The following is a 22,580-nucleotide window of genomic DNA, read 5'->3' as shown; positions in this document are numbered from 1 at the left end:
CATATTTTTATTTTATGTGCTAGATGTTAAAAAGCCTGCTTTTAAGAAAAACTTAAAAGCAGGCGCTTTAATTTATAATATTTAACTATACAATATTATAAGGGATTCCCTCTAAAAGTTAATGTTGACTCGGCTGTTCCTCCTGAGGTAACTTTTACTTTTATAGTACCATCTTTGTTATCGGTAATTGTTGCAGTTATTTGTTCGCCGGTATTATGGGTGGAACCGTTAAATGTATAGCTTGAACCGTTTCCAGTGATTGTACCGTGGTAGCTTTTGTGATTATGATTTTCTTGTATTGATAAACCTCCTTCGATTGTTCCATTAGGTGATTTCCTTGCATTTATACTGGAAATCCAAGATGTTTCAGGAGATGCCGGATGGTAATTCCAATCCCCTCTATTTTCATACCAAGGTTTTGAAGGATTGTAAACTACCTTTGTTTCAAAGCTCAAATTTCCTTCCGAGTTTTTTACTATAGAGTAAGTATAGGTACAAGGTTCTTTGGCTTCTTTTATCTCTTGAGCGTAATTTTGTTGGTATAATTTTTTAACTTCAGCCAATATATCTTCTATTGAGGAAGCTTCAGGTAAACCATATTGTATAGCCATTTCTTTTTTTAATCTTGTAAGTACGGTTTTTATTTTCTCTGTTTGTTCTTGAGAGTTAAGAAGTATAAAGTCGTTATATTCCATACCAAGGCGCCTTTTTAGAATTCTTTCAAAAACTTGTTTATCAGTTAATTTTGATATATCGGCAGGAGAATAATTTTTTAAACCTTTTTTTAGATCCGAGATACTTATAGTGGGTTTACTTAAAAGAGCATCAATACTTTCCAAGTAATCCTTTTCACGAGTAAGCTGCATGTCTATGATAAGACTATAGTATTCTTCAATGGTAGTCCATTTATTGTATTCCGGTGAAAAAACTGATGTCAGCCTTACGGTAATTTTTTTGTTTGCATCATCTAATGTGTATGAGTACAGGGTACCTCGTAAAAGCTTATCATCCTGAAATCCTTTTATAGTTATACCGTTTTGTGTAAACTCATAAACTTTTTTATCGTTCGGACCATTGTTAATTTCAATCTTTACAACAGGTAAAACTGTAACTTCAAATTTTTTTGATTTTCTGTTTACTGTTGCTTTAAGTTTAACTTTACGTTCTACAATATCAAACGCAATTAGGGCCTTTGGATTTGTTCCTGAGTTTTCAATTTTTATGATATTTTCATTTTCAGTTGACCAAGTAATTGCTGTGCTCTCTGTATTTTTTAATTCTTTAGGTAGATCAAAATCGTCGCTTACCGTTGTGGGAATAGTTAAGGTATTGAAATAGTCATCTTCTGTGGGGGTATCTCCGCTTTTAAATACTTTTACGGTAAAATCCCTTGATTTTGAAATACCGTTTTTTGTTAGGGTAATAGTAATTTTTACATCTGCGGTTTCCGTAGGTAATGCTTTGACCTTCAACTGATTAGGTGCTTTATATTCGATAAGTTCGATGTTATTTGAAGCTATTCCAACCGTTGCCTCCGGTATTGAGGGTAAATCGGAAATTGTAATAGTTTCAGGGGCTGTGGTAATAATAGCTTTATTTAAGCTTATTTTTCCTAAAAGAGCTGTCAACTCTGTTTCCTCTGCACTGACGGCTGGCGGGGTTAGCGTTCCTCCCGAATTGCTGCCGCTTGAGGGTCCTGTTCCAGTAGGACAAGCTGTAACTAAAAATACGGCACTTAAAGCTAAGATTAAAAGTGCGGCCATTGAAACAAAATTCTTATGTTTCATAAAAACTCCTTGTTCTGCATTCTGCAGGATTATGATTTTATGAGCTTTCATTTTTTATATAAATCCGTCTAAAACAGCCTTATTGCAAAATATGAAAACTTTCTTCTATTATACCCCCCCCCCGAAAAAGTCAATACTTACAATATTTTAAAAATTAATCTGTAAAAGTATTGATATTGCATAAAATATGATATATAATAATTTTCTCAATTATCGAGCAACACGGTATTATTAATCATGAAACTACTAAAATATTTTTTTATCATATTACTCATTATGTGCACAAATATTTATGTGTTTGCAGATAAGGTTTCAATCGGGATAAAATTTATTAGCTTTAGTACTCATCCTAAAGGTGACCCAAATGCTCATTTGATGCCGTTAAAATTTGATCCTAAGGGTGTGATTGTTTTTAATCCGGGCGGGACTTTAAATTTTGATTTTTTTATAAAAAACGATTTTCTGTCTTTAAAACTGGTACAAGGTTTTTATGCCGATTGTGCTCTTCAGTTTTTAGGCTATTCTCATTTAGGATTTAGATTAACACTGTTTCAAACGAAGTATGCCTCTATGAATCTTGGGATCGGTCCTACATTTATCTATAGACAGAGCTGGTATAAACTGTCCGGTTATAAGGCGTATCCTAATTTTTTTAACGGAACAAAAAACGAAAATTGGGAATATTCCTTTATATGGTATGGGGGTGAAATTGAGCTTAATTTTCCAATATTCAAAAATACGGATTTTTCCATGTCCATTATCCCGGGAGGCCTTCAACTGATTAATGTAAGTTTCGGCTTTAGATACACTGTTGATATTTAGAAAAATAAAGATCGTACTTGAATTTTACTGTTTTAAGAATATTCAGCACTCTTGACTTTTATCCTTTTAATTGATATAATCCTCAATCTTTAATGTGTATTATCCTTAACGGGATTATATTGAAATCTTTGAATGGAGACCCCATTCTACAATATAAGGAGTCTAGTTTATGAAACGGACATATCAACCAAGTAAAACAAAACGGGTTCGACGCTTCGGATTCCGTGCACTTATGAAAACAAAGGGCGGAAGGGCTATTTTAAGCCGCCGCAGAGCAAAGGGCAGACGCAAGCTTTCAGCTTCCGACGAAAAAAAACCGTTCTAAGTTTCTCTTGAGTGAGTAATTTTACATTTTCCGTAGAAGAACGGTTAAGGGATAGGTCATGTATTAAGGCCGTATTTAAAAAAGGTCTTAAACTTAGCTTAAACGGAGTTAGTTTGTTTCTCCTGCCTAATGGATTGGAGTACAATCGATTCTTATGTACTTTTCGACGAGGTTTCGGTTCCGCAGTGATGCGGAACAGGTCTCGGAGAATATCGAAAGAAGCCTATAGACATATAAAACATAGGTTAAAAACGGGAAACGACATTATCCTGCTGGTTTTTTCAGAAAAGGATTCTTATTCTCTTCGTTTAGAACAGCTTACCACCCTCTTTTTAAAAGCGAAAATGTATAATGATGAGGCTTTATGAGAAAACTTTTAGTAAGTTTTTTGTGTGCTTGTATAATCTTTTATCAAAAGGCTGTTTCTCCTCATTTTCCGCCTAGCTGCAGGTATGAACCTACTTGCTCGCAATATGCTATCGAAAGCATAAAAAAATACGGCCCGTTTAAAGGTACCGGTATGGCTTTACTTAGGATTTTGAGGTGTAATCCTTTTTGTAAGGGAGGATACGATCCTGTTCCTTAAAATGATTAACCTATAAGAGTTATGATAAACAGCTCGGCAGAAATACTACCTCACTGTTTATCTTCGAGTTTTGTGCAAAGCACAAAACATCGCATTATTGTATGTAGTTTTGCAAAAGCAAAACTACTTGAAAAAACTTTTTTCGCAAATTGATATTTGCTGCAAAAAGTTTTTATTGGAGTTACAATTGAAAAAAAATACTGTTTTGGCCGTTGTGCTGTCAATGCTTGTTTTCGGAGGGTGGCTGTATATTCAGCAAAAATACTTCCCTACCGAATATAATGTTCCCCAAAAACCTGTTGCTAAGGTTCAGGGGCAAAATCCGGCTCCATCTGAAAATGCCGTTCAAACTTCTTCAAATCAAATTTCAAATTTGATGATTGAGGCTGTTACAGATTCGGACTTTCCATCAAGAGAACAAACCTACGTTATTGAGACCGATATTATCCGTGCTGTTTTTACAAACAAGGGTGGAGATATTATTTCTTATAAATTAAAGGAACATGCTTCAGCAGGAAGTGATGAGCGTGTTGAAATGATAGAGAATGTTACCGAAACGAACAGAGCTCTTTCTTTGGCCTTCGGCGGCTCTGAAGCTCAGGCTGTCGATTTACTTTTTAATGTAAAAGAAGAAAGTCTTTCCGACGGGCGAAAGCAGATAGGCTTTTATCGGGACATAAAGCTAAAAAATACGGACGGTTCGGAAACCGTTTTTACTCTTGCAAAACGCTATACATTTATTCCCGGCGATTATATGTTTACCCTTGAGGTTACTATTGACGGAAAAGACGGAATGAAGGGGCTTTCTTTCGGGGACAGCGCTTATACTTTACGAAGTGCTCCTCAGATCGGCCCTGAATGGGATAAGGTAAACGATAAATACGAATACAGAGCCCTTTCTTATTTTGCAAATGAAAAGAAAAAAGAAGACCGAGGTATTACAGACGGAAAAACAAAAGCTGTAAACGATTTAGCTTCATGGGTAAGCGTTTCAGGTAAGTATTTTTCCTTTATCATTATACCCAAAGATCCAATCCAAAAAATGTTTTTTTCAGGTATAAAACAAGAAGGTGCAAAGTTGCACAATTCCCAGTTTTTTATTTCACGGCAGCCGATTGTGGGAAATGCAGCCTATGACCAATACAGAGTTTACATAGGTCCTAGTTCCGAAAAGATATTAAACTCTTATAATTCCGTTGCAGCCAATAATTACGGTTATGAAAATTTAAGAATAGACAGCCTTGCTGCCTCAAGTGGCTTTTTAGCTCCCTTGGAAAGAGTCTTAAAATTCGTTATGGAAATTTTTTACAAAATTATTCCTAACTGGGGTGTAGCCCTTCTATTACTTACTCTTTTAATGCGTATCATCTTTTTCCCGCTGACCCAAAAGAGCTCGAAAGCTACAAAGCGTATGCAGGAGCTTCAGCCTCAGATTAATGAGCTGCAGCAAAAGTACAAAAATAATCCTCAAAAGCTCAATGCTGAGATGGTTAAATTCTATAAAGAAGCAGGTTATAATCCTGCATCCGGCTGTCTGCCTCTTCTTATTCAGCTTCCATTCTTGTTTGCGATGTTCGGACTATTCAATAATTATTTTGAATTCCGAGGGGCTAGTTTTATTCCCGGCTGGATTCCTGACCTCTCGGTGGGTGACAGTATTTTAAAATTCGGTTTTACTATTCCGTTTTTAAATTGGACGGATTTAAGATTGCTTCCCATCATTTATACGGCATCTCAGCTTTTGCACGGTAAGCTGACACAAACTCCGGGGCAGTCTCAGCAAAATCCTTCTATGAAGATGATGATTTATTTTATGCCTTTGTTCTTCTTCTTTCTTTTTTATAATGCACCTTCGGGGCTATTATTGTTCTGGACCTTTTCCAATATTTTGATGCTTTTACAGCAGCTTATAATCAATAAGTCCATGAAGAATGAAGGATAATTATTTTAATACTAGGAGATGAGATAAACAGCTCGGCAGGAATTCTGCCTCACTGTTTATCTTCGAGTTTGCCTTTCAGGCAAACATCATTTGATTGTATGCGGTTTGTTTACAAACCGCGTGAAAAAACTTTTTTCGGAAGTTGATTTGCTATCCGCTTTAGCGGATACGATGAAAAATTTCCTTACAAAACAGAGCCGAAAGGCTCTGATATTTGCTGCAAAAAGTTTTTATGGGAGAATAGATATGATATATGAATTTGAAGGAAAGACGGAGCGGGAGGCTATTGATATTGCGGTAGCTAAGCTCGGTCTTGAAAAAGATCAGTTTGATGTTGAAATTTTAGAAATTCAAAAAAATTCTTTGTTTAAAAAAGGTCATGCAAAGATACGGGTACATGTTGATGAGTCTTTAAGGTCTAACATGAGAAATAATTCCGAACAGTCTGAAGAAGATCAAAATCTTGAAGAAGATAAGGATTTAAGAACCTCTGAAGATATTTCGGATGGAGCGGAAAAAACAAGGCTCTTTATTCAAACCCTCGTTGAAAAAATAGGTTATGACTGTGCTGTTGCATTAATCGCTTGCGATAAAAAACATTTTTCTTATAGAATCAACTCTAAAGATGCTGCCATGCTTATAGGTAAGAAGGGTAAAAATCTTGACTCTATACAGCTTTTGGCAAATGTATATGCCGGTGCCATAGGTCATGCCTATGCCAGAGTATCGGTAGATTGTGAAAGCTATAGAATGAGAAGAGAGGAGCTGCTTATCCGAATGGCTTATGATGTTGCCGATAAGGTCAGAATGACAAAGAAATCTCAGCTTTTAGAGCCTCTTAATCCTTATGAACGCCGAATTATACACACAACCTTAAATGACGTAAGCGATATTGAAACCAAAAGTGAGGGAAATGGTTTATATAAGCAGGTTCGTGTGTTTTATAAAGGTATATAAGTATAGCAGGCGGACTCAATCTCTCACAGAGAGCAACAATGAATTTTAGGAGATTTTTATGAAAAAAATTAAAACGCTATTCATATTTTTTGCAGTCTGCCTGTTTCCGCTTTTTTCAGATAAAGGCGTAGATACACGCAATATTGAACAGAGACTCTCGGATATTCTTGATCCAAAGATAGCTGCCGAGCTTGTTCAAAAAAAAGAAATAATTAAGTTAAAATACGGGGCTTCGAACATGAAACCCGAAATGCTGCCTGTTTCCGCATTTTCAGAAAAAATGTTGTCTTTATTGTCGAAAAAAAAGCCTGCTTTTTTAGGTGAGTTCATATCTTTGTACAAAAAAGAAGGTCCCAATAATCCTGACGTGTCTAAAATATTGCGTCATATTTCCGGTCTTGAAGGTATTGAATACTTTTCAAACTCTTATCAGGAAATGAGGACTCTTTATTTAACATCCCATGCAGTAAAAGAAGTAAAAAGGCCGGGCGGTGTTGTTTATGAGCCTATAGACGACCCTTTAAATGAGGAATTTGACGGCTTGGAAATTTTTGCCCGCCAAATCGATCCAACCTTCGGAGATTTTATTTATAAATACCGATATTTAAAAGAAGATAATGGTATTGGTATGATATGTGTAAATACACAGAAGATTACACATCCTGATATGAGCCTTATTTCTCTTCCGCCTGATGCGATGACTTTATCTTTGGCTATATATGATCTTGATGATTATATTTTAATCCATTGTTTAAGTAGTGCAAAATTTCCTACAATACCGTTTATAGGCGGCAGGATAAAAAGAGCTTTTTCTTCACGTTTGACGGCTGTGTATAATTGGTTTAAGGATGAATATAAATGTGCCGAGCAAGGTATCGAATATAGTGCCAAAAAAAAGAACAATTCTGATAATTAAGGAAAGATAAAATGAAAAAATTATGGATCATGGTTATTGCTATTGCGTTTATGATTTTAGTTGCAGGAACGGCTGCTGCTATTATAATAACAAATTCCGGCTTGGAAAAAGGAGATAAAAAAATGAGCAAAGTCGATTTAACAAAAATAGAAGCGTTAAAAGAAAATGGACTCTATGCTGCTATAGATACGGATAGAGGATTGATTGTTCTAAAGCTTTTTTACAAAGATACGCCCTTAACGGTATGTAATTTTGTAGGATTAGCTGAAGGAACTCTTGATGCCGCAAAGGGAAAACCTTTTTATGACGGACTCACCTTTCACAGGGTAATAGCTGATTTTATGATTCAGGGCGGAGATCCTACCGGCACAGGTTCGGGCGGACCCGGTTATAAATTTCCCGATGAGATTGTAGAGAATTTAAAGCATGACGGTCCCGGTGTTTTGTCGATGGCTAATGCAGGTCCCGGTACTAACGGTTCTCAATTTTTTATTACCCATGTTGAAACTCCTTGGCTTGACGGTAAGCACACGGTTTTCGGGCGGGTTGTTGAAGGTCAAAATGTTGTAGATGCAATTCAGCAGAGCGATAAAATGAATAGTATTAAAATTATCAGAACCGGAGATGAAGCAAAGGCTTTTAAAACCGATCAAGAGGCCTTTTATAAATACCTTTCAGATTCAAAAGAAAGTGAAAAGCGCAGAGCAGAGGCTGTTGCAAAAAAAATGGAAGGCTTGATTAAAACGAAATATTCTCCTGCAAAACTTGATGATGACGGTGTATATTTCTTTGTTATAAAACAAGGAAAGGGAGACACTCCTAAACAAGGTCAAACCTTAACTATGAAATACAAAGGCTCCCTTTTGGAAAACGGAAAGGTCTTTGATGACTCCGATATGCACAAGCCTTTAGAATTCCCTGTGGGTGTAGGCCGGGTTATTCCGGGTTTTGACTCTCAATCGGCAAAAATGACTTTGGGTGAAAAACGAATTATCATTATTCCTCCTCATCTTGCTTACGGCGAAACAGGTGCAGGCGGTGTCATTCCTCCGAATGCTTATCTGGTTTTTGAACTTGAATTGTTAAATATAAAATAACATAAAAAATAAGGAGTTGTTTATGAAAGTAAATTTTGTTAGAAAATTTGTTTTACTATTGTGTGTTTCGTTATTCGCCTTTGCTTCTTGTACAAAGGAAGACGTAACTTCAAAATCTGAACCTGCAATGCCTGAGGCTATGGATTCAATGGAGAAAGATACTCCTAAAGAATCAATGGGAGAAGTAAATGCAGACGGAGTTATTTATGTACATCGTGCAGGACTCTATACCGAAACTGATGATGGTAAAATGAAATGGGCGGCAGAAGCTTCATTGGGAGACGTCGCTATGTACCTTGGCGAAGAAAAAGAAGCACAGAGAACTGACGGTCAAAAGCGGAAATTCTTCCATATTTCTTTAAAAGATAAGGAATATTGGATTCAAGACTATTGTTATGAGCCTAACACGGTTGCAGGATTTATTTCTGCAGCAGACACAGTTTTATACAAATCGGATTCTTTAACGGCAGTTACGGATGAAATCATACCTCAGTATTTTATTGTTGCCGTTTATAAAGACAGTTTAAACAGCTCTAATCAGAAATTTGTAAAGATTGCAGCTTATTGCCCTGAACTGGTAACTTCGTGGATTATAAAAGAAAAGTATGCCAAAAGAGATACTGTAGAATTTCAAAAAGAAAATGTAGCAGCAATGGTTCTTGCTCAAATTGCAATGGAAACTCAAAGTGAAACAAGCAGAGCCGAACTGTTTCAAAACGCTATTGAAATGAATTCGAGATATAGTGATGATATAGCAATTTTACAAAATCTTGCTCATGTGATGGATGCTGAGGCTGCTTTTTTAAAGAAACTTGAAGCCGAAAAAGTAGAAAAGAAATTTACGGCAAAAAAAGATATAGAACTTTTGAGTATTCCGTTTTTAGACGGAGAGCTAAGAGTATTGGCATCCGTAAAAGCCGATACCATTCTTCATGCTTCAAAAAAAGTTGTAATTGTTGATGGCGATGGTTCTCAAACCGAATGGTATTATGTACAAAACAAACAAAAGAAAGGTTGGGTTCAAGCTTCATATCTTGAAGAAAAATAAGTTTTTTTGTTTAGCAAAAACCGTCTTGGCTTTAAAAGGCCGGACGGTTTTGTTTTAGATTAGTTCTATATTAGACTAATATCTATCGTCAAAATGAATTTTAATTTTTTAAGTCTTTCCGATTTTGTTTTTTTGCACATTAATTTTTTTATTTTATTGGCTGCAATCATTCTTGATTTTATTTTAGGGGACCCTTATTCTTTTCCTCATCCCGTAAAATTTATCGGTAGCCTTATAAAAAAAGAAGAAGTCCTTGCTAGGTTTTGTTTTAGTTCTCCGCGAGGTTTAAAGTTTGCCGGTTTTTTAATTGTTGTTTTCAATATTATTTTCAGCTTTTGTCTTGTTTTTTTCTTTTTAAAATTATTATATCCTTATAAGGTTTTATACTTTGTTTTTTCAGTATGGATCAGCTATACCTGCCTTGCAGCCCGCTGTCTTCAAAAAGAATCTATAAAAGTTTTTAAGGCCTTACAGATAAGTATTGAAGAGGGAAGAAAGCAGGTTGCAAATATTGTAGGCAGGGATACCGAATCTTTAGATAAAAAGGGAGTGAGCCGTGCCTGTGTTGAAACCATAGCCGAAAATACAAGCGACGGGGTTATAGCACCACTGTTTTTTATGATGCTTTTAGGCCCTGCAGGCGGTATAGCTTATAAGGCTGTAAATACCATGGATTCTATGCTCGGCTATAAAAATGAAAAATATGCCGACTTGGGATTTTTTCCGGCAAAGATTGATGATATTGTAAACTATGTTCCGGCTCGCCTTTCTGCCTTGCTCATTCTTGCAGGTTCTTTTTTTTGTAAACTTATAAGACCGGCACAAAGAGGTTTGCAAAAAAGAATTTCAAACAAAATAATTCTGAAACTAGCGGCAATAAAAAGAGGTTTTAAGATTTGGCGGCGGGATTGCAGAAAACATTCAAGCCCCAATTCCGCTCATCCTGAAAGCGCTGCTGCCGGTCTTTTAGGTTTAAAGCTGGGAGGCCCGAACTATTACGGCGGAGTGCTTGTCGAAAAACCCTTTATAGGGGATGATATTTTTGAAATTGAAGATGAAGATATAAAAAGATGCATACAGCTGATGTATGCATCCGAGATTTTTATGTTTGGGCTTTATGCTTTTTTTATTTTTCGGGAATATCTTTTCGGTTTTTAGCTATTTTTGAAATAAGACCGTATTCTACGGATTCTTCTGCATTGAGCCAGCAATCCCTGTCCGTATCCTTTGCAACCTTTTTTTCATCCGTGCCTGTTTCTTCCGCAATGAGCTTATTTATTTTTACTCTCATCTTTTCAAGCTCTTTGGCGTGTATTTCTATTTCGGTTGCAACTCCCTTTATGCCGGACAATGGCTGATGGATAAGGTAGTGGCTGTTAGGCATACCGAAACGGCGTTCCTTGCTTGCGGCAAGAAGAATGATGGATGCTGCACTGGCAACGAGGCCCATGCCTATTGTGTAGACGGGTGCCTTGATAAATCTTATCATATCGAAGATTGCAAAACCTGCATCGGCATCGCCCCCAGGGGAATCTATATAAATATAAATAGGCTTTGTTGCCGACAAGGATTCCATGAGTAAAAGCTGGCGTACTATTTTTTCGGAAAGCTCCTTGTTGATTTCTCCGGCCAAAATAATTTGGCGTGTATTAAGAAATTTTTGCATCAAAGCATCGTCATCATTTGTTTTATTTTTTTTCTCTTCGTTAGTTTCATTTATAAAGTTCATGTAAGCTCCTAAAATTTTTTCGTTCACAAAGACTAATATACAAAAAAATTAAACTATTGTATAGAGGGTAATTTTTAAACCCTATTGTACAAGACATTCCAAAGTTGTAATTTTTCGGTCATCTCGCAGTTTTCGTAAGAGCCGGTTGTCCTCCATTGCCAGTTTCTTCCGACTGTTGAAGGTGCATTCATTCTTGCTTCCGAATTTAAAAATAAAAGATCCTGCATCTGCACGGCTGCAAAATCCGCCACGGAAGAAAAAGCTTTTCGGATTATTTCGGAGGCTAATTCTTTTTTAAATTTATAAGTGTTTAAAATGGAACAAATCCTTTCATTTTCTTTTTTTCCGTAAAGATAGGTGTAAATAAATTTTAGCATCTCATCGGAAGAATTTTCAAGCCATCCCATGATTGTGTCGTTATCGTGTGAGCCGGTATATACGGCACAGTTTTTTTTGTGGTTATGAGGCAGGTAAGGATTAGTCATACTTTCCGATTTTAATTCGTTTAAGTCAAAGGCAAATTGCAATATCTTCATCGTTGGAAAATTAAAATCATCTCGTAAGCGGGCAACTTCAGGGGTTATAACTCCCAAGTCTTCAGTTAGTATAGGAAGCTCGCCCCTGTATTTTTCATCCAATGAAATCAGATCCTTTTGTATTTCTTCAAAAAAATGGTGGTCAGGCCCTTTCACCCATTTTCCTTCTTGAGCCGTTTGTGCACCTTGGGGGATAGACCAAAAGGCTTCAAAGCCTCTAAAATGGTCGAGGCGTATTATGTCAAATAGTTTTAGGGTATGTCTTATGCGTGCCTTCCACCAGAGGCAGCCGTCTTTTTTCATCTTAGCCCAGTCATAAAGAGGGTTGCCCCAAAGCTGCCCCGTAGGACTAAAAAAATCGGGAGGCACACCGGCGACGGCTTTAGGCTTAGCTTCTTCGTCCAGTAAAAATAAGCTTTGGTTTTGCCAAACATCGGCTGAATCCATTGCCGCAAATATCGGAATATCTCCTATAAGTTGTATGCCGTTTTTTTCAGTGTATTCTTTTAATTTTTTCCATTGCGAAAAAAAGAAAAACTGTATAACCTTTTGAGCTTTATATTCTTCTGAGTGTTTGCTTAAAAAAGCTTTTACTGCGTTTTCTTTATTTAAGGCAAGTTCCTTGGGCCAAACTTCATTCCAGATTCCTTGCACTAAATTTTCTTTATTTGCTCTTTCTTCATAGTCTTCTTTAATTGTCATAAAGGCTGCATACCCGTCCAGCCAAAAATCTTCTTCTTGATAGAAATTTTCAAGTTCTTTTTTTAAAGATGAGTCTATTTCCGTTTTGTGCAATAAAAATGCTGCCGCTTTTTTTAATATTTTTGTTTTATGGTAATGGATTAAACCGAAATCCGCTCTTTCAGGATCAGTGTTTTCTTGTACGATTTTTTTGTATTCGTCAAAATCTTTTTTTTCTAAAAAGCCTTTTTCACAAAGATCTTGAAGATTTATAAGATAAGGGTTTCCTGCAAAGGCCGAAAAAGAAGCGTAGGGTGAGTCTCCATAACCTGTGGGGCCAATCGGAAGCATCTGCCAAACTCCCGTTCTTGTTTTTTTTAACCAATCGATAAAGGTAAAAGCCTCTTTACCGATTGTCCCTATGCCTTCATCATTTGGCAATGAGGTAGGATGTAAAATAATACCTGAACTTCTTTTCATGGGTTTTCCTCCTTTAGCAGCTTATAATTTATCAGTTTATAATTTTCGGCTATGTAAAATATAATTCCCGTAATTCCCGGAAATATAAATAGGGCAGGGAATGAAATAAATAATTTTAAGGCACTTAAAAATACTATCTTATATGTAAAAAAAGAATTTTCAAAAAAAAGATAAAAGGATTTTTTTAAGTTGCCGATTATTCCTTCATTTTTCTTTTGAAAAGTGATTATGGCCGGATACCAAAAAATAGAAAGCTCAAAAATAAAAAAAATAAAGAGAATGAATACTGAAAGAAAATATCCCGTAATAGTTTTTAGCTTTAAAAAATATCTTAATAAAAAAATAAGTGCCGATAAAAATGATAATTTTATTGCAGATATAATTAAAGCTTCTATAAAATTTTCTTTTACACCGGCTATAAGGCTTTTTATATTTGCCTCATCCTCTTTATAATAAAAAGAATATGAGGCAAAACTTATTGCCTGAAAGATTATATAAAAACATATATTGAAGCCAATAGCTGTAAAATAAGTTTTAGGTAAAATTACCGGCATAAAAATAAATAGAATGAATAGAAAAATAAAGATTATGTTTAAAAAAAATATTTCTTTTTTCTTTTTTATCATCATGCTGGTTAAGATTGACGGCAGGTTTTGAGCTTTCTGTCTGCCTTAAATCTATCTATTGCAAGTTCTATTAAGTGCATTATAAGCTCGTTATATGGAAGACCTGAAGCTCCGCACATTTTAGGGAACATCGAAATCGAGGTAAATCCCGGAATCGTGTTTACTTCGTTTAAGTATATCTTGCCGGTTCTTTTGTCGATAAAAAAATCCACGCGGGAAAGGCCTGAAAGATCCAATGCCTCGTAGGCCTTGATAGCGGTTTCTCTGATTGTCTTTCTTTGAGTTTCATTTAAATCGGCCGGAATCTTTAATTCGGCTCCATTCGGATCGGTGTATTTTGCTTCATAGTCATAAAATTTATGGGTGGGAATTATTTCTCCCGGAATGTAGGCTACCGTTTTTGTGTTTCCGGTAACCGAACATTCTACCTCTCTGGCTTCAATACATGCTTCGACTAAAATTTTATTATCCCATAAAAAAGATTCTTCTGCCTGCTCCAAAAGTTCGTTTCTGTTTTTTACCATTCCGGCGCCTACAGAGCTTCCAGCCCTGCACGGTTTTATAAAGAGGGGATATTCCAAATCCTTTTCGGCCCTTGCTAAGAGTGTTTTTTTCTTTTCAGGATCATCCCAGTCCTGTTTTTTGATTGCTATATAGGGTACAATGGGAAGGCCCGAATAATCCCAAATCATCTTGGTTTTTTCCTTATCCATCGAGATGCTTGTGGACATTACATCGCCCCCTACATAGGGAAGGTCTGCCATTTCAAAAAGACCTTGAATTGTGCCGTCTTCTCCGAATCTTCCGTGTAAAACGGCAAAGACCGCATCAGTCGGTAAAAAGTCGTCTCCTGCTTTTAAACCTTTTTTTGTGCCGCCTCCGGGAATGACTGTTACTCGCTTAGCCTCATCTTTTTTTATTTTTAAAACGGCCTTTTCGTTTTTTATAATTCGCTCTCTTTCTTCATCTCCATGTAAATACCATGCTCCGCTTTTAGAAATACCGATTAGGTGAAGTTTGTATTTTTTATCTATTGTCCTTATAATCGATGATGCCGACTTTAGGGAAACCTCATGCTCGCTTGACTTTCCGCCGTAAATGATTGCTATATTCATACTTACCTCTATAAACTAACTTAAATTCATTCTACCATTATTTTATAAAATTTTCAATCAGATGTGGTTGTTAAAAGCAATTAAAAACTTCAATGCTTTTATGAGTAATTTCATTTTTATTATCCGATAAAAAAACTTCTAAGATGCTGATTGTAGAATTTTTAGGGGCAAATTTATTTCTTAAAGAAAAATTATCCAAGGCCCATGCGAGAGCCATTGTTATTGTGCCGTAGTGAGTTACGATGATTATGTTTTCATCTTTTAAGGCTGCTTCTTCTAAAAAGTCGGAAGTTCTCTTAAAATGTTCAAAGGAGGTTTCGCCTTCAGGCGGGGCTGAGCTGTCATTGTTTTCGATCCACTTTTTTGCTTCAATAGGATATTTTGTTTGAGCTTCTTCAAAGGTCAAGCCCTTAAAAATACCGAAGTTATATTCTTGGAGTCTCTTATCTGTTTGAATGTTTTTAAGACCTAAGTACTCGGCTGTTTGTAAGGCTCTTTTGAATGGGCTTGAATAAACTTTAAAAGAAGAAAAATCCTTTAGTTTGGGCTTTAAACCGTCAAGCATGGGATAGGCTTCTTCCGCCAAGGGACTGTCGTCAAAACTAAAAATTCTTTTTTTGTTTGTTACAGTGATTCCGTGTCTTATCAAAACTATTTTCATATTCTATCCTTGGATTTTATAAATGGACGTTTATAAAAAAACTTGTGCTTAAAACTGCCAGTTCCGTTAATTCGACAATGAGGCCGTTTACATCTCCTGTGGTGCCGCCTATTTTTTTATATGAAATTCTTATTATGATAAATGTTAGAATAAATGCGGTTAAAGGAAGGAGTAAATATTTTAATCGTTCTGCTAAAATAAAAGTTCCTTGTATTTTTGAAAAAGCTGCTATCTCAGGCGTAAAAAGAGAAAGGAAACATACGAGGATCAGCCAAAAGAAAAAACTAAACTTTGATGCCGACTTATGGAAGATCAGGCCAAGTCCCGTATCCTTTGCAGGTTTTGAAAAAACTACAACTGTCAAACCTGAAAGCCTCGAAATTATTCCGGCTAATATGAGCAGTCCTGCATCAGGCATTATGCTAGAATAGTTTATGTACCTAAGAAGCAAAAATACATTAAGCCCTATTGTTCCGTATGTTCCTATTCTCGGATCCTGCATAATTTCCAATATTTTTTCTTTTTTTCTTGCAGAAAAAAAACCGTCTATAGTGTCTCCGACTCCGTCAAGGTGAATGCTGCCTGTTAAAAATAAATAGAGGAGCAAACTTATAAATCCCGACATTGCAATATATTTTTGCGGGAGAAAATATATTGGAAGAAGAACAATTCCCGCAATCAGCCCTCCTATAAGAGGTAAAAAATAAAAAGCTCTTTTAATATTTTTTTCGTTAAAGTCTATGTTTATGTTGATGGGGATGCGGGTAAAAAACTGCAAGGCTAAAATAAAACCTTTCATATTGATGCTCCGTCTTTTATTTTTATAGGTAGACCGCAAACGCAGAGAACAACCTCATCTGCAAGCTCGGCGATTTTTGCATTTACTATTCCTTGAATATCCGAAAAAGCTCTTGACACGGGATGCATCGGTACAATAGAAGACCCAACCTCGTTGGTTACAAGAATTAAAGAGCCGTTTATTTTTTTTATTTCTAAAATAAGATTCTTAATTTGAGTTAATGAAGTTTCTATTGTCTTTTGAATATCTTCTTCGCAGGGCTTTTCTTTTTCTCCTGTTATTTGAAAAAGAATTTGAGAAATTAAATTTGTTATGCAGTCAAGCAAATAGTGTTTTTCTCCGTTGACGGCTTTTTCTAAGTTTAAAAAGCCCTCATAGGTACGCCACTTTGGGTTGCGTCTTTTAATATGCTTTTTTACTCTTTCCTGCATTTCATCATCATAGATTTCGGCGGTTGCTATATAGACAACATCATTTATTCCGTCTAAAAGTTTTTCGGCATAGGCCGATTTTCCGCTCCTCGATCCGCCGGTTATAAGTGTTATCATAAGATAATTATATCAAAAAAAAGGAAAATGGTAAGAGGGTAAAGAAACTGCGTAAGGGGTTTTAAAGAGCCTTATTTTTAAAAAATGCCAAACGCATAAAAAAGCCTTTTACGGCAGGAAGACTTTCATAATAAACCGTTCCGTCCGTTTCTTTTACTCTTTCTTCGATAGCTTTTAAGCCTATCCCTTTTTTGATGTCGGTACAGCCGATCCCATTGTCCTTCATAGTAACTATGAGAGAGGTTTCGGTATAGGAAAAGTGAATCGTAATTTTTGAAGCATTGCTGTACTTTGCAGAATTGGATAGAAATTCCTGAGCCGCCTTATATACTGCATGACTTTGTTTTTCGTTTAAACTCCAAATATCTTTTGAAAAAGTAAACTGTACATTGATATTTGTCATTTTTTTAAATTCCCCTATAAGATTGTGGACTAGGATTATTATTTCATATTTATTATAATCTACCGGTTTTAATTCTCTCAGAGCAAACCTGACTTCTTCTAAGTTCTTTTTAGCAAAGGCATTTAAATCTAAAATTTTTTGAGGTAAATCATTGTTGTTGTTCTTTGCAGCGGCATAGAGTGCATTTAGCTGAATAATCATTGTAGAAAGTCCGTGTCCTACGCTGTCATGTATTTCTCTGGAGATGCGGTTTCTTTCTTTTAAGGTCATAAGATCTTCTATCGACTCATTGTAGATTTCCAAATCATGAATGGAATTTAAAAGCTCTTCTCTTTGAATGCTTAATTCTTCTATTTTATTTTGGGAAAAAATAATTTTATTTTGATTTAGTTTAAAATATTCTAAAACCCCTCCGCTTAAAATAAAAAGAGCCGTATAGTTTATGATTATTCCCATATCAAAATTTCTTAGTGAAAATATACAGACTGCAAGTCCTATTATTCCCAATATATAGGTATACGGCTTTGAATTATAATAAAAACCGTCTATCAATGGAATTAAAAATAGAAAGAAAGGAATTACTAGGCCTGTAATATGTAGAAAAAAACAAAGAGCCCAATCGGCTAAACAAAGAATAAAAAAAAGAGTTTTATTATTTATATAAAAGAGCCTAAGATTAAATAATATAATAAAACAAAGATATAATAAAAACTGAATTCCTGTAATCCTATCTCCGGTTACACTTATTTGAATGAGGCTTGATGCTATTAAAAAATAATGAATAAAAATAAAGAACTTATTTTTCATAAAGCCGATTATATTATAATAATTAAGTTTTTACAAGCTTGCTACTTAAAAAAAGGAGGCAGAAGCCGCCTCCTTTAAATTGATTTTAATTTATCTCGTTGTTAAATTCTTTTATTTTCCAGCTTCCGGCTGTAAAAATAGCGGCAGTCATCGCCCAAACTATCAATATGTTTGGAAAAAGTTTTTCTTTATCCAGCATTTCCATCAGCCAATATAGAGGCGAAAACATGGAAATATTTTTAAACACAGGCGGAATTGAAACAAAGGGCATTACAGAAATAATAGCAAGGAAAAATAAAACTATTGTAAGAAGGCTTGTTATATTCGAAGCAAGAGCCAGTTGAGATTCTTTTTTAAAAATTCTTGCTATTAAAATAGCTATGGATAGAGCAAAAAAACTTGTTGAAACCACGGCTAAGAATATCAATGGAAGTCCCGTAATTTTTAATTTAAATATTATTGTCGCAGAAATAAAGACTATCATATTTACTACCACTTGAATAAATACAAAGGCTAATAAAAAGCTTCCCACGATTTTAAATTCTGAGTTTGGGCTTATTATTGCGCGTGCCAACATCTTTGTTTCTCTAAATTTTATTAAGTCGGTTACAATCGCTGTAGAGCCGAAAATAATTATATACAATACAAGCAAGGTCATTATTTTTAAACCTAGACTTATAATGTTTTTATTATCCGGTGTTTTAAATACAATATTTATATTGTTGTTTAAAAGATTTTCTTCATTTTCGACTAGGCTCGAATTTTTAATAAAATTATTTAAAAGACAAGCATTGATACTTAAATTGAGTGCTTGGAGCCTATTGTCAAGAATAATGCTTTCTTCCGTTTTGAAAATTTCAAGTTTAGGCTTTTTATTTTTTGAAATTTTTTCGGAAAAATCTTTAGGTATAATTATAAGGCCGGGTATTTTTCCGGTTGCAAGTTTTTCCTTAACCTTTGCTAATTCTTCTTCTCTATTTTCAGGACGGACTGTAGACTCGGAACCGGCAAAAAAGTTTTTCCATAGATCTCCCGTATCATCGACAAAATACCCTACCTCACCCATTTGAACGGTATAATCGGTCTTTTTAGTTTCCAAATCATCAGTATCTTTCGGATCAAGAACAAATCTTATTACAAAAATAAGAATTATCATTGCAAAAGGGAAAATAATCAACATACTTGCATTTGTTATATTTTTTAATATTCTTTTTAGCTGTGCTAAAAATAAACATACGAATTCCTTCATATCATACTCCTTAAATTTCTGTCTTTCTAAAATTTACCATTAGTAAACCCAGAATATAAAATACTGCACCAAAGGCGAGCATTATAAGCAAACTGCCTATCATTCCTTCAAAAGAATTTTCCACAACAATGTTCTTAAGAGGATTTGTTATAATTTGGGAAATGTTATATTTAAAAAATAGTTTCGTAATTCTGTTTTCATTTGGAATTGAAAAAAGGACAGATCCCAAAACACCGAAAACAAAAAATATGATCATGGTTATTGCATATACAATTTCTTGTTTATTAATGCTTACCAGTGAACAAGCAAGGGTTCCGGTTACAAGGGAAAAACTTGCAGCATATATAAGAAGAAGAATTGGGTTACCCATAAAAGAAATTCTTAATAATCTAAAGATTAAAAGATAAATTGTGATAGCAATAAATACTTTTAAGGCTATACTTATTATTTGAGCATTAAAGATATAGGTCGAGCTTTTAGGTATTGAGTTAATGCGCAGGGTAAGACCGGCTGTCTTTTTCTTATATGAGGGAGTAAGGATTTCCATAACAAACATAAAGAATAAAATGATACTTATGGATATTGCATAGACTTCATAACTTGACATACTGTGAAGAGCCGGGTGCATAAGAATTTTGCCTATAGGTTTAGCCGCTTCTTTTTGAATATTAAGATACTGATTCATAAGCTCCGTAGATTGATTGGAAGCTGTAATCGCCTTAGTCATTTTATAATTCCCGTTAATGGAACTGCTTATGTTTTTAATTATATTCGATAAAAAACTAATTGATGCAGAAGACTTTTCTTTACCGATAATAAAAATATCAAATTCTTTGTTTTCCTCAACTGCGGTTTGATAGCCTTTGGGAATTTTGATTTTATATTTGGCATTTGTTTCATCTTCAATTTGTATAAAATCTTTTAAGATATTTGAATTTAAAGTATCGGCCAGCTGTTCCGATAAAAAAGTCTTATCTTCATCATCTAAAAAAACTGAAATAGCCTGTTCATTTGTTTCAGCTTTAAAATCCGATTTTCGTAAAAAACCGTTATAGCCTACAAAGAAAATCGGAAGACAGAGGTAGAGTAAAATAAAGGTAATAAAGTTATCTTTTACCGCTATAAGCGTAATTTTTAAAAATGCTTTCATCTATATCATTCTCCCTACTCACGCAATTTTTTCCCTGTGAGCTGTAAAAACACCTCGCCTAAATTCAGCTCATTTATTTGTATGGCCTTTATTACGGCCCCTGATGTTTGCAAAATTTTAATAAGCCCATCAAGGTTGACCTTATCTCGCTCATAAAGGATATTCAAGGTGCCTGCTTCTTTTTCTACATTTAAGGCTCCGTCCAAAAGGCTAATTTTTTCTATTATATCTTCATTTATGTTGTCGGCCTTTATTTCGATGGTTACGGTTCCGTTGGTCTTTTCCTTTACGGAATTAAGCGTGCCGTAGGCAATCTCTCTCCCTTCATCGATTACAAAGATATTTTTACAAAGTTCTTCGACCTCTTCCATGTAGTGGGAGGTATAAAGAATTGTAGTTTTATCTTGTGAATTTACCTTGCGCAGATATTCAAAGATATTGTTCCTTGACTGAGGGTCAATACCTACCGTGGGCTCATCTAAAATTAAAAGACGGGGCTTGTGCATAATGGCTGCAGCAAGGTTGAGTCTTCTTTTCATACCGCCTGAAAATTTTTTCACCTTTTCTTTTTTCTTTTCGGTTAAGCCGGCCACTTCCAAGGCCTCGTTTACAGCTTCTTTTAATTTTTTTCCTGAAAGGCCGTATAGGCTTGCAAAAAAATTGAGGTTGTCGATTGCCGATATATCCTCCGATAGGGCTAGTTCTTGAGGGACGAGGCCTATGAGTTTCTTTGCTTCTATAGGCTTTTTTTTGATACTGTGTCCGCCTATAAGTACCTCTCCGTTTAACGGATCCAATATTCCGGTTATTATATTTATCAGGGTGGATTTTCCGGCTCCGTTAGGTCCGATTAAACCGAAGATATCGCCTTCTTCAATATCAAAAGAAACACCGGAAAGGACCTGTTTTTTTCCGTATTTTTTTGATACATCCTTAACTTCCAATATTTTCATAAAACACCTCCAAAAGAGTTTTTTGATTGATATGCCTCAATTTTAATCGATTTTGCTTAAAATAAAAGTGCCGAAAGTCATTTTTTATAGGGAAAATAGTAATGATTTTTTTCTGGCATAGGCTCTTGTATAAAGGGCTTTTTTCTGCGAAAATGAACATGATGAATTTTTATGATGAAATAAGAAGCCGATACGGGAATGTAAAAAGGGCACGGGGTTTTTATCTTTATACCGAAAAAAATGTAAGACTTTTGGATATGTACCTTGACGGGGGAATGTCAATTTTGGGTAGAAAAGAAAATCAAGCTCCATTGGTTTTTAAGCAAAGTATAGATAGGGGCTTAAATGCCTTCCTTCCTTCTTCCGGAGATCACCGGCTTAAAAAAGCCTTGAATTCCCTTTTTCCGGAACATCCTCATTTTTATCTTCTTTCGGAATGGAGCAAGGTTTCTTCGTTTTTAGAAACGGAAGATAATAAAACCTGTCTTGACTCTTGCATTATGGAAAATGTTTGGAAGCCTTTTTTGCCCTCATCTGAAAATTTAAAGAAAAAAAAAGTTTTTTTTGTAAATCCTCCGTTTTGCAGTTCAATAAAAATTGCGGTTTCTAAAGAGGCTCTTCCTATTTTGTCTTCTGAAGTTTCTGCTGCTGAAAAAGAAGTTTTAGCTAGGGCTTTTTTTGACTTGATAAGAATCATTAAACTGCGGGAACATGAGGATAGGCTTTCGGATGAAGAATTGATAAATTCGGCCCGAGGACAAAAGAAAAAGCAGCAGCTTGGAAAAAACATAAAATCTTATAGAAGGGCAGCGGAACTATGCTCCCATTTTTGGAATATGGAAGGTCCCTATCTTTTCCCAAAATTGGATGAGGAAAAATATGAGGACTTTTTTAAGGCTGCCTTAGATTTCCATATTCTTTTGTCTCCTTATTTTACTATTCCGTCGATATTGCCGAAAATAAGAGTGTACACCGAGCTTGAGAATTTTCTTAAGGCTCAAACACAAAATGTAAGGATTAAATAATGAATGATTTAGTTAAATTTTTATCGGAAGGTTATCCTATTTTATTATTTACGAAATTGTTTTTAGGAGCGATTGCCGTTTTTTTTGGAATTATAGTATGGAGCAAAACCAAGAGACCCTCGATGATTCTTTTTGTGCTTGGCATGTTTTTGATGTATATTTCGATTTTAACCGATACGCTTACATATTTCGGTTTTGTAAATACCAAATTTTTTACTATCGGGCGGCTTCCTCTTCTTTCTCTCATTTTTGAAAGTGCACCAATAGCTCTTTTTATTGCGAGTTTTTGTGTTTTTTTGCGGGAAAGGATTTTTTAATTCCGATTTTGTTTTTGAAAG

24 protein-coding genes are annotated in these 22,580 nt (G+C 35.2%); 12 read left to right on the top strand and 12 right to left on the bottom strand.

From position 1 onward, the window contains the following. Window positions 1–95: 95 nt before the first annotated feature. On the bottom strand, window positions 96–1,787 hold the full coding sequence (locus tag E4N80_RS08385) for a hypothetical protein (RefSeq protein WP_253698807.1): 1,692 nt from the start codon (window positions 1,785–1,787) through the stop codon (window positions 96–98). 276 nt (window positions 1,788–2,063) lie between these two features. On the opposite strand from E4N80_RS08385, the gene E4N80_RS08380 reads away from it, so the two are divergent. The 10 genes from E4N80_RS08380 (at window position 2,064) to cbiB (ending at window position 10,638) form a co-directional block, all read left to right on the top strand. Beyond that, on the top strand, window positions 2,064–2,609 hold the full coding sequence (locus E4N80_RS08380; protein WP_253698806.1) for a hypothetical protein: 546 nt from the start codon (window positions 2,064–2,066) through the stop codon (window positions 2,607–2,609). Between the two features lie 169 nt (window positions 2,610–2,778). Beyond that, complete coding sequence (gene rpmH, locus E4N80_RS08375) at window positions 2,779–2,934, top strand: 50S ribosomal protein L34 (RefSeq protein ID WP_044979600.1); 156 nt, start codon at window positions 2,779–2,781, stop codon at window positions 2,932–2,934. Window positions 2,935–2,945: 11 nt separating this feature from the next. Further along, complete coding sequence (gene rnpA / locus E4N80_RS08370; protein WP_253698805.1) at window positions 2,946–3,302, top strand: ribonuclease P protein component; 357 nt, start codon at window positions 2,946–2,948, stop codon at window positions 3,300–3,302. Then, a complete protein-coding gene (gene yidD, locus E4N80_RS08365; RefSeq protein WP_253698804.1) occupies window positions 3,299–3,520 on the top strand; it encodes a membrane protein insertion efficiency factor YidD in 222 nt (73 codons plus the stop codon). The genes rnpA and yidD overlap by 4 nt, the downstream gene beginning before the upstream one ends. 187 nt (window positions 3,521–3,707) lie before the next feature. Then, window positions 3,708–5,462: a membrane protein insertase YidC gene (gene yidC / locus E4N80_RS08360; RefSeq protein ID WP_253698802.1), complete on the top strand. Its 1,755-nt coding sequence runs from the start codon at window positions 3,708–3,710 to the stop codon at window positions 5,460–5,462. 246 nt (window positions 5,463–5,708) lie between these two features. Then, a complete protein-coding gene (gene jag, locus E4N80_RS08355) occupies window positions 5,709–6,419 on the top strand; it encodes an RNA-binding cell elongation regulator Jag/EloR (protein ID WP_253698801.1) in 711 nt (236 codons plus the stop codon). Between the two features lie 58 nt (window positions 6,420–6,477). Further along, window positions 6,478–7,335 (top strand): DUF6675 family protein, encoded by an 858-nt coding sequence (locus E4N80_RS08350; protein WP_253698800.1) that lies wholly within the window; start codon window positions 6,478–6,480, stop codon window positions 7,333–7,335. An 11-nt stretch (window positions 7,336–7,346) separates the two neighbouring features. Further along, complete coding sequence (locus E4N80_RS08345) at window positions 7,347–8,432, top strand: peptidylprolyl isomerase (RefSeq protein WP_253698798.1); 1,086 nt, start codon at window positions 7,347–7,349, stop codon at window positions 8,430–8,432. A gap of 22 nt (window positions 8,433–8,454) precedes the next feature. Beyond that, window positions 8,455–9,480 carry an SH3 domain-containing protein gene (locus E4N80_RS08340; RefSeq protein WP_253698797.1) on the top strand — a complete coding sequence of 342 codons (1,026 nt, stop codon included), beginning with the start codon at window positions 8,455–8,457 and terminating at the stop codon, window positions 9,478–9,480. 93 nt (window positions 9,481–9,573) lie between these two features. Next, entirely contained in the window at window positions 9,574–10,638 is a 1,065-nt protein-coding gene (gene cbiB, locus E4N80_RS08335; protein WP_253698796.1) for an adenosylcobinamide-phosphate synthase CbiB, read from the top strand. On the opposite strand, the gene E4N80_RS08330 is transcribed toward cbiB, so the two are convergent. The 11 genes from E4N80_RS08330 to E4N80_RS08280 all read right to left on the bottom strand — a co-directional run bounded on the left by E4N80_RS08330 (window position 10,607) and on the right by E4N80_RS08280 (window position 21,217). Further along, entirely contained in the window at window positions 10,607–11,209 is a 603-nt protein-coding gene (locus tag E4N80_RS08330) for an ATP-dependent Clp protease proteolytic subunit (RefSeq protein WP_002675859.1), read from the bottom strand. The genes cbiB and E4N80_RS08330 overlap by 32 nt on opposite strands. A gap of 74 nt (window positions 11,210–11,283) precedes the next feature. Beyond that, window positions 11,284–12,906, bottom strand: coding sequence for a 4-alpha-glucanotransferase (gene malQ / locus E4N80_RS08325; protein WP_253698795.1), 1,623 nt, complete (start codon window positions 12,904–12,906; stop codon window positions 11,284–11,286). Next, window positions 12,903–13,535 (bottom strand): hypothetical protein, encoded by a 633-nt coding sequence (locus E4N80_RS08320; protein WP_253698794.1) that lies wholly within the window; start codon window positions 13,533–13,535, stop codon window positions 12,903–12,905. The genes malQ and E4N80_RS08320 overlap by 4 nt, the downstream gene beginning before the upstream one ends. Before the next feature lie 5 nt (window positions 13,536–13,540). Further along, window positions 13,541–14,647 carry a D-alanine--D-alanine ligase family protein gene (locus E4N80_RS08315; protein ID WP_253698792.1) on the bottom strand — a complete coding sequence of 369 codons (1,107 nt, stop codon included), beginning with the start codon at window positions 14,645–14,647 and terminating at the stop codon, window positions 13,541–13,543. Window positions 14,648–14,717: 70 nt separating this feature from the next. Then, entirely contained in the window at window positions 14,718–15,308 is a 591-nt protein-coding gene (locus tag E4N80_RS08310; RefSeq protein ID WP_253698791.1) for a histidine phosphatase family protein, read from the bottom strand. A 16-nt stretch (window positions 15,309–15,324) separates the two neighbouring features. After that, a complete protein-coding gene (gene cobS, locus E4N80_RS08305) occupies window positions 15,325–16,107 on the bottom strand; it encodes an adenosylcobinamide-GDP ribazoletransferase (protein ID WP_253698789.1) in 783 nt (260 codons plus the stop codon). Then, window positions 16,104–16,655, bottom strand: coding sequence for a bifunctional adenosylcobinamide kinase/adenosylcobinamide-phosphate guanylyltransferase (gene cobU / locus E4N80_RS08300; RefSeq protein WP_253698788.1), 552 nt, complete (start codon window positions 16,653–16,655; stop codon window positions 16,104–16,106). Before cobU ends, cobS begins: the two co-directional genes overlap by 4 nt. A 61-nt stretch (window positions 16,656–16,716) precedes the next feature. Further along, entirely contained in the window at window positions 16,717–17,865 is a 1,149-nt protein-coding gene (locus E4N80_RS08295) for a sensor histidine kinase (protein WP_253698787.1), read from the bottom strand. Between the two features lie 85 nt (window positions 17,866–17,950). After that, a complete protein-coding gene (locus E4N80_RS08290) occupies window positions 17,951–19,114 on the bottom strand; it encodes an ABC transporter permease (protein ID WP_253698786.1) in 1,164 nt (387 codons plus the stop codon). 10 nt (window positions 19,115–19,124) lie between these two features. Then, window positions 19,125–20,264, bottom strand: a complete 1,140-nt coding sequence (locus tag E4N80_RS08285; protein ID WP_253698785.1) for an ABC transporter permease — start codon at window positions 20,262–20,264, stop codon at window positions 19,125–19,127. Between the two features lie 14 nt (window positions 20,265–20,278). Continuing rightward, window positions 20,279–21,217, bottom strand: a complete 939-nt coding sequence (locus E4N80_RS08280) for an ABC transporter ATP-binding protein (protein WP_253698783.1) — start codon at window positions 21,215–21,217, stop codon at window positions 20,279–20,281. A 152-nt stretch (window positions 21,218–21,369) separates the two neighbouring features. Here E4N80_RS08280 and E4N80_RS08275 point away from each other — a divergent pair, with 152 nt between their 5' ends. Then, complete coding sequence (locus E4N80_RS08275; RefSeq protein WP_366797294.1) at window positions 21,370–22,242, top strand: hypothetical protein; 873 nt, start codon at window positions 21,370–21,372, stop codon at window positions 22,240–22,242. Beyond that, entirely contained in the window at window positions 22,242–22,559 is a 318-nt protein-coding gene (locus E4N80_RS08270; protein WP_253698779.1) for a hypothetical protein, read from the top strand. The genes E4N80_RS08275 and E4N80_RS08270 overlap by 1 nt, the downstream gene beginning before the upstream one ends. Window positions 22,560–22,580 lie beyond the last annotated feature (21 nt).

It is taken from the genome of Treponema denticola (assembly GCF_024181605.1).
Lineage (GTDB): Bacteria > Spirochaetota > Spirochaetia > Treponematales > Treponemataceae > Treponema_B > Treponema_B denticola_B.
The sequence above is the reverse complement of the archived record's forward strand: the minus strand, read 5'-3'. Positions and strand labels throughout refer to the sequence as shown.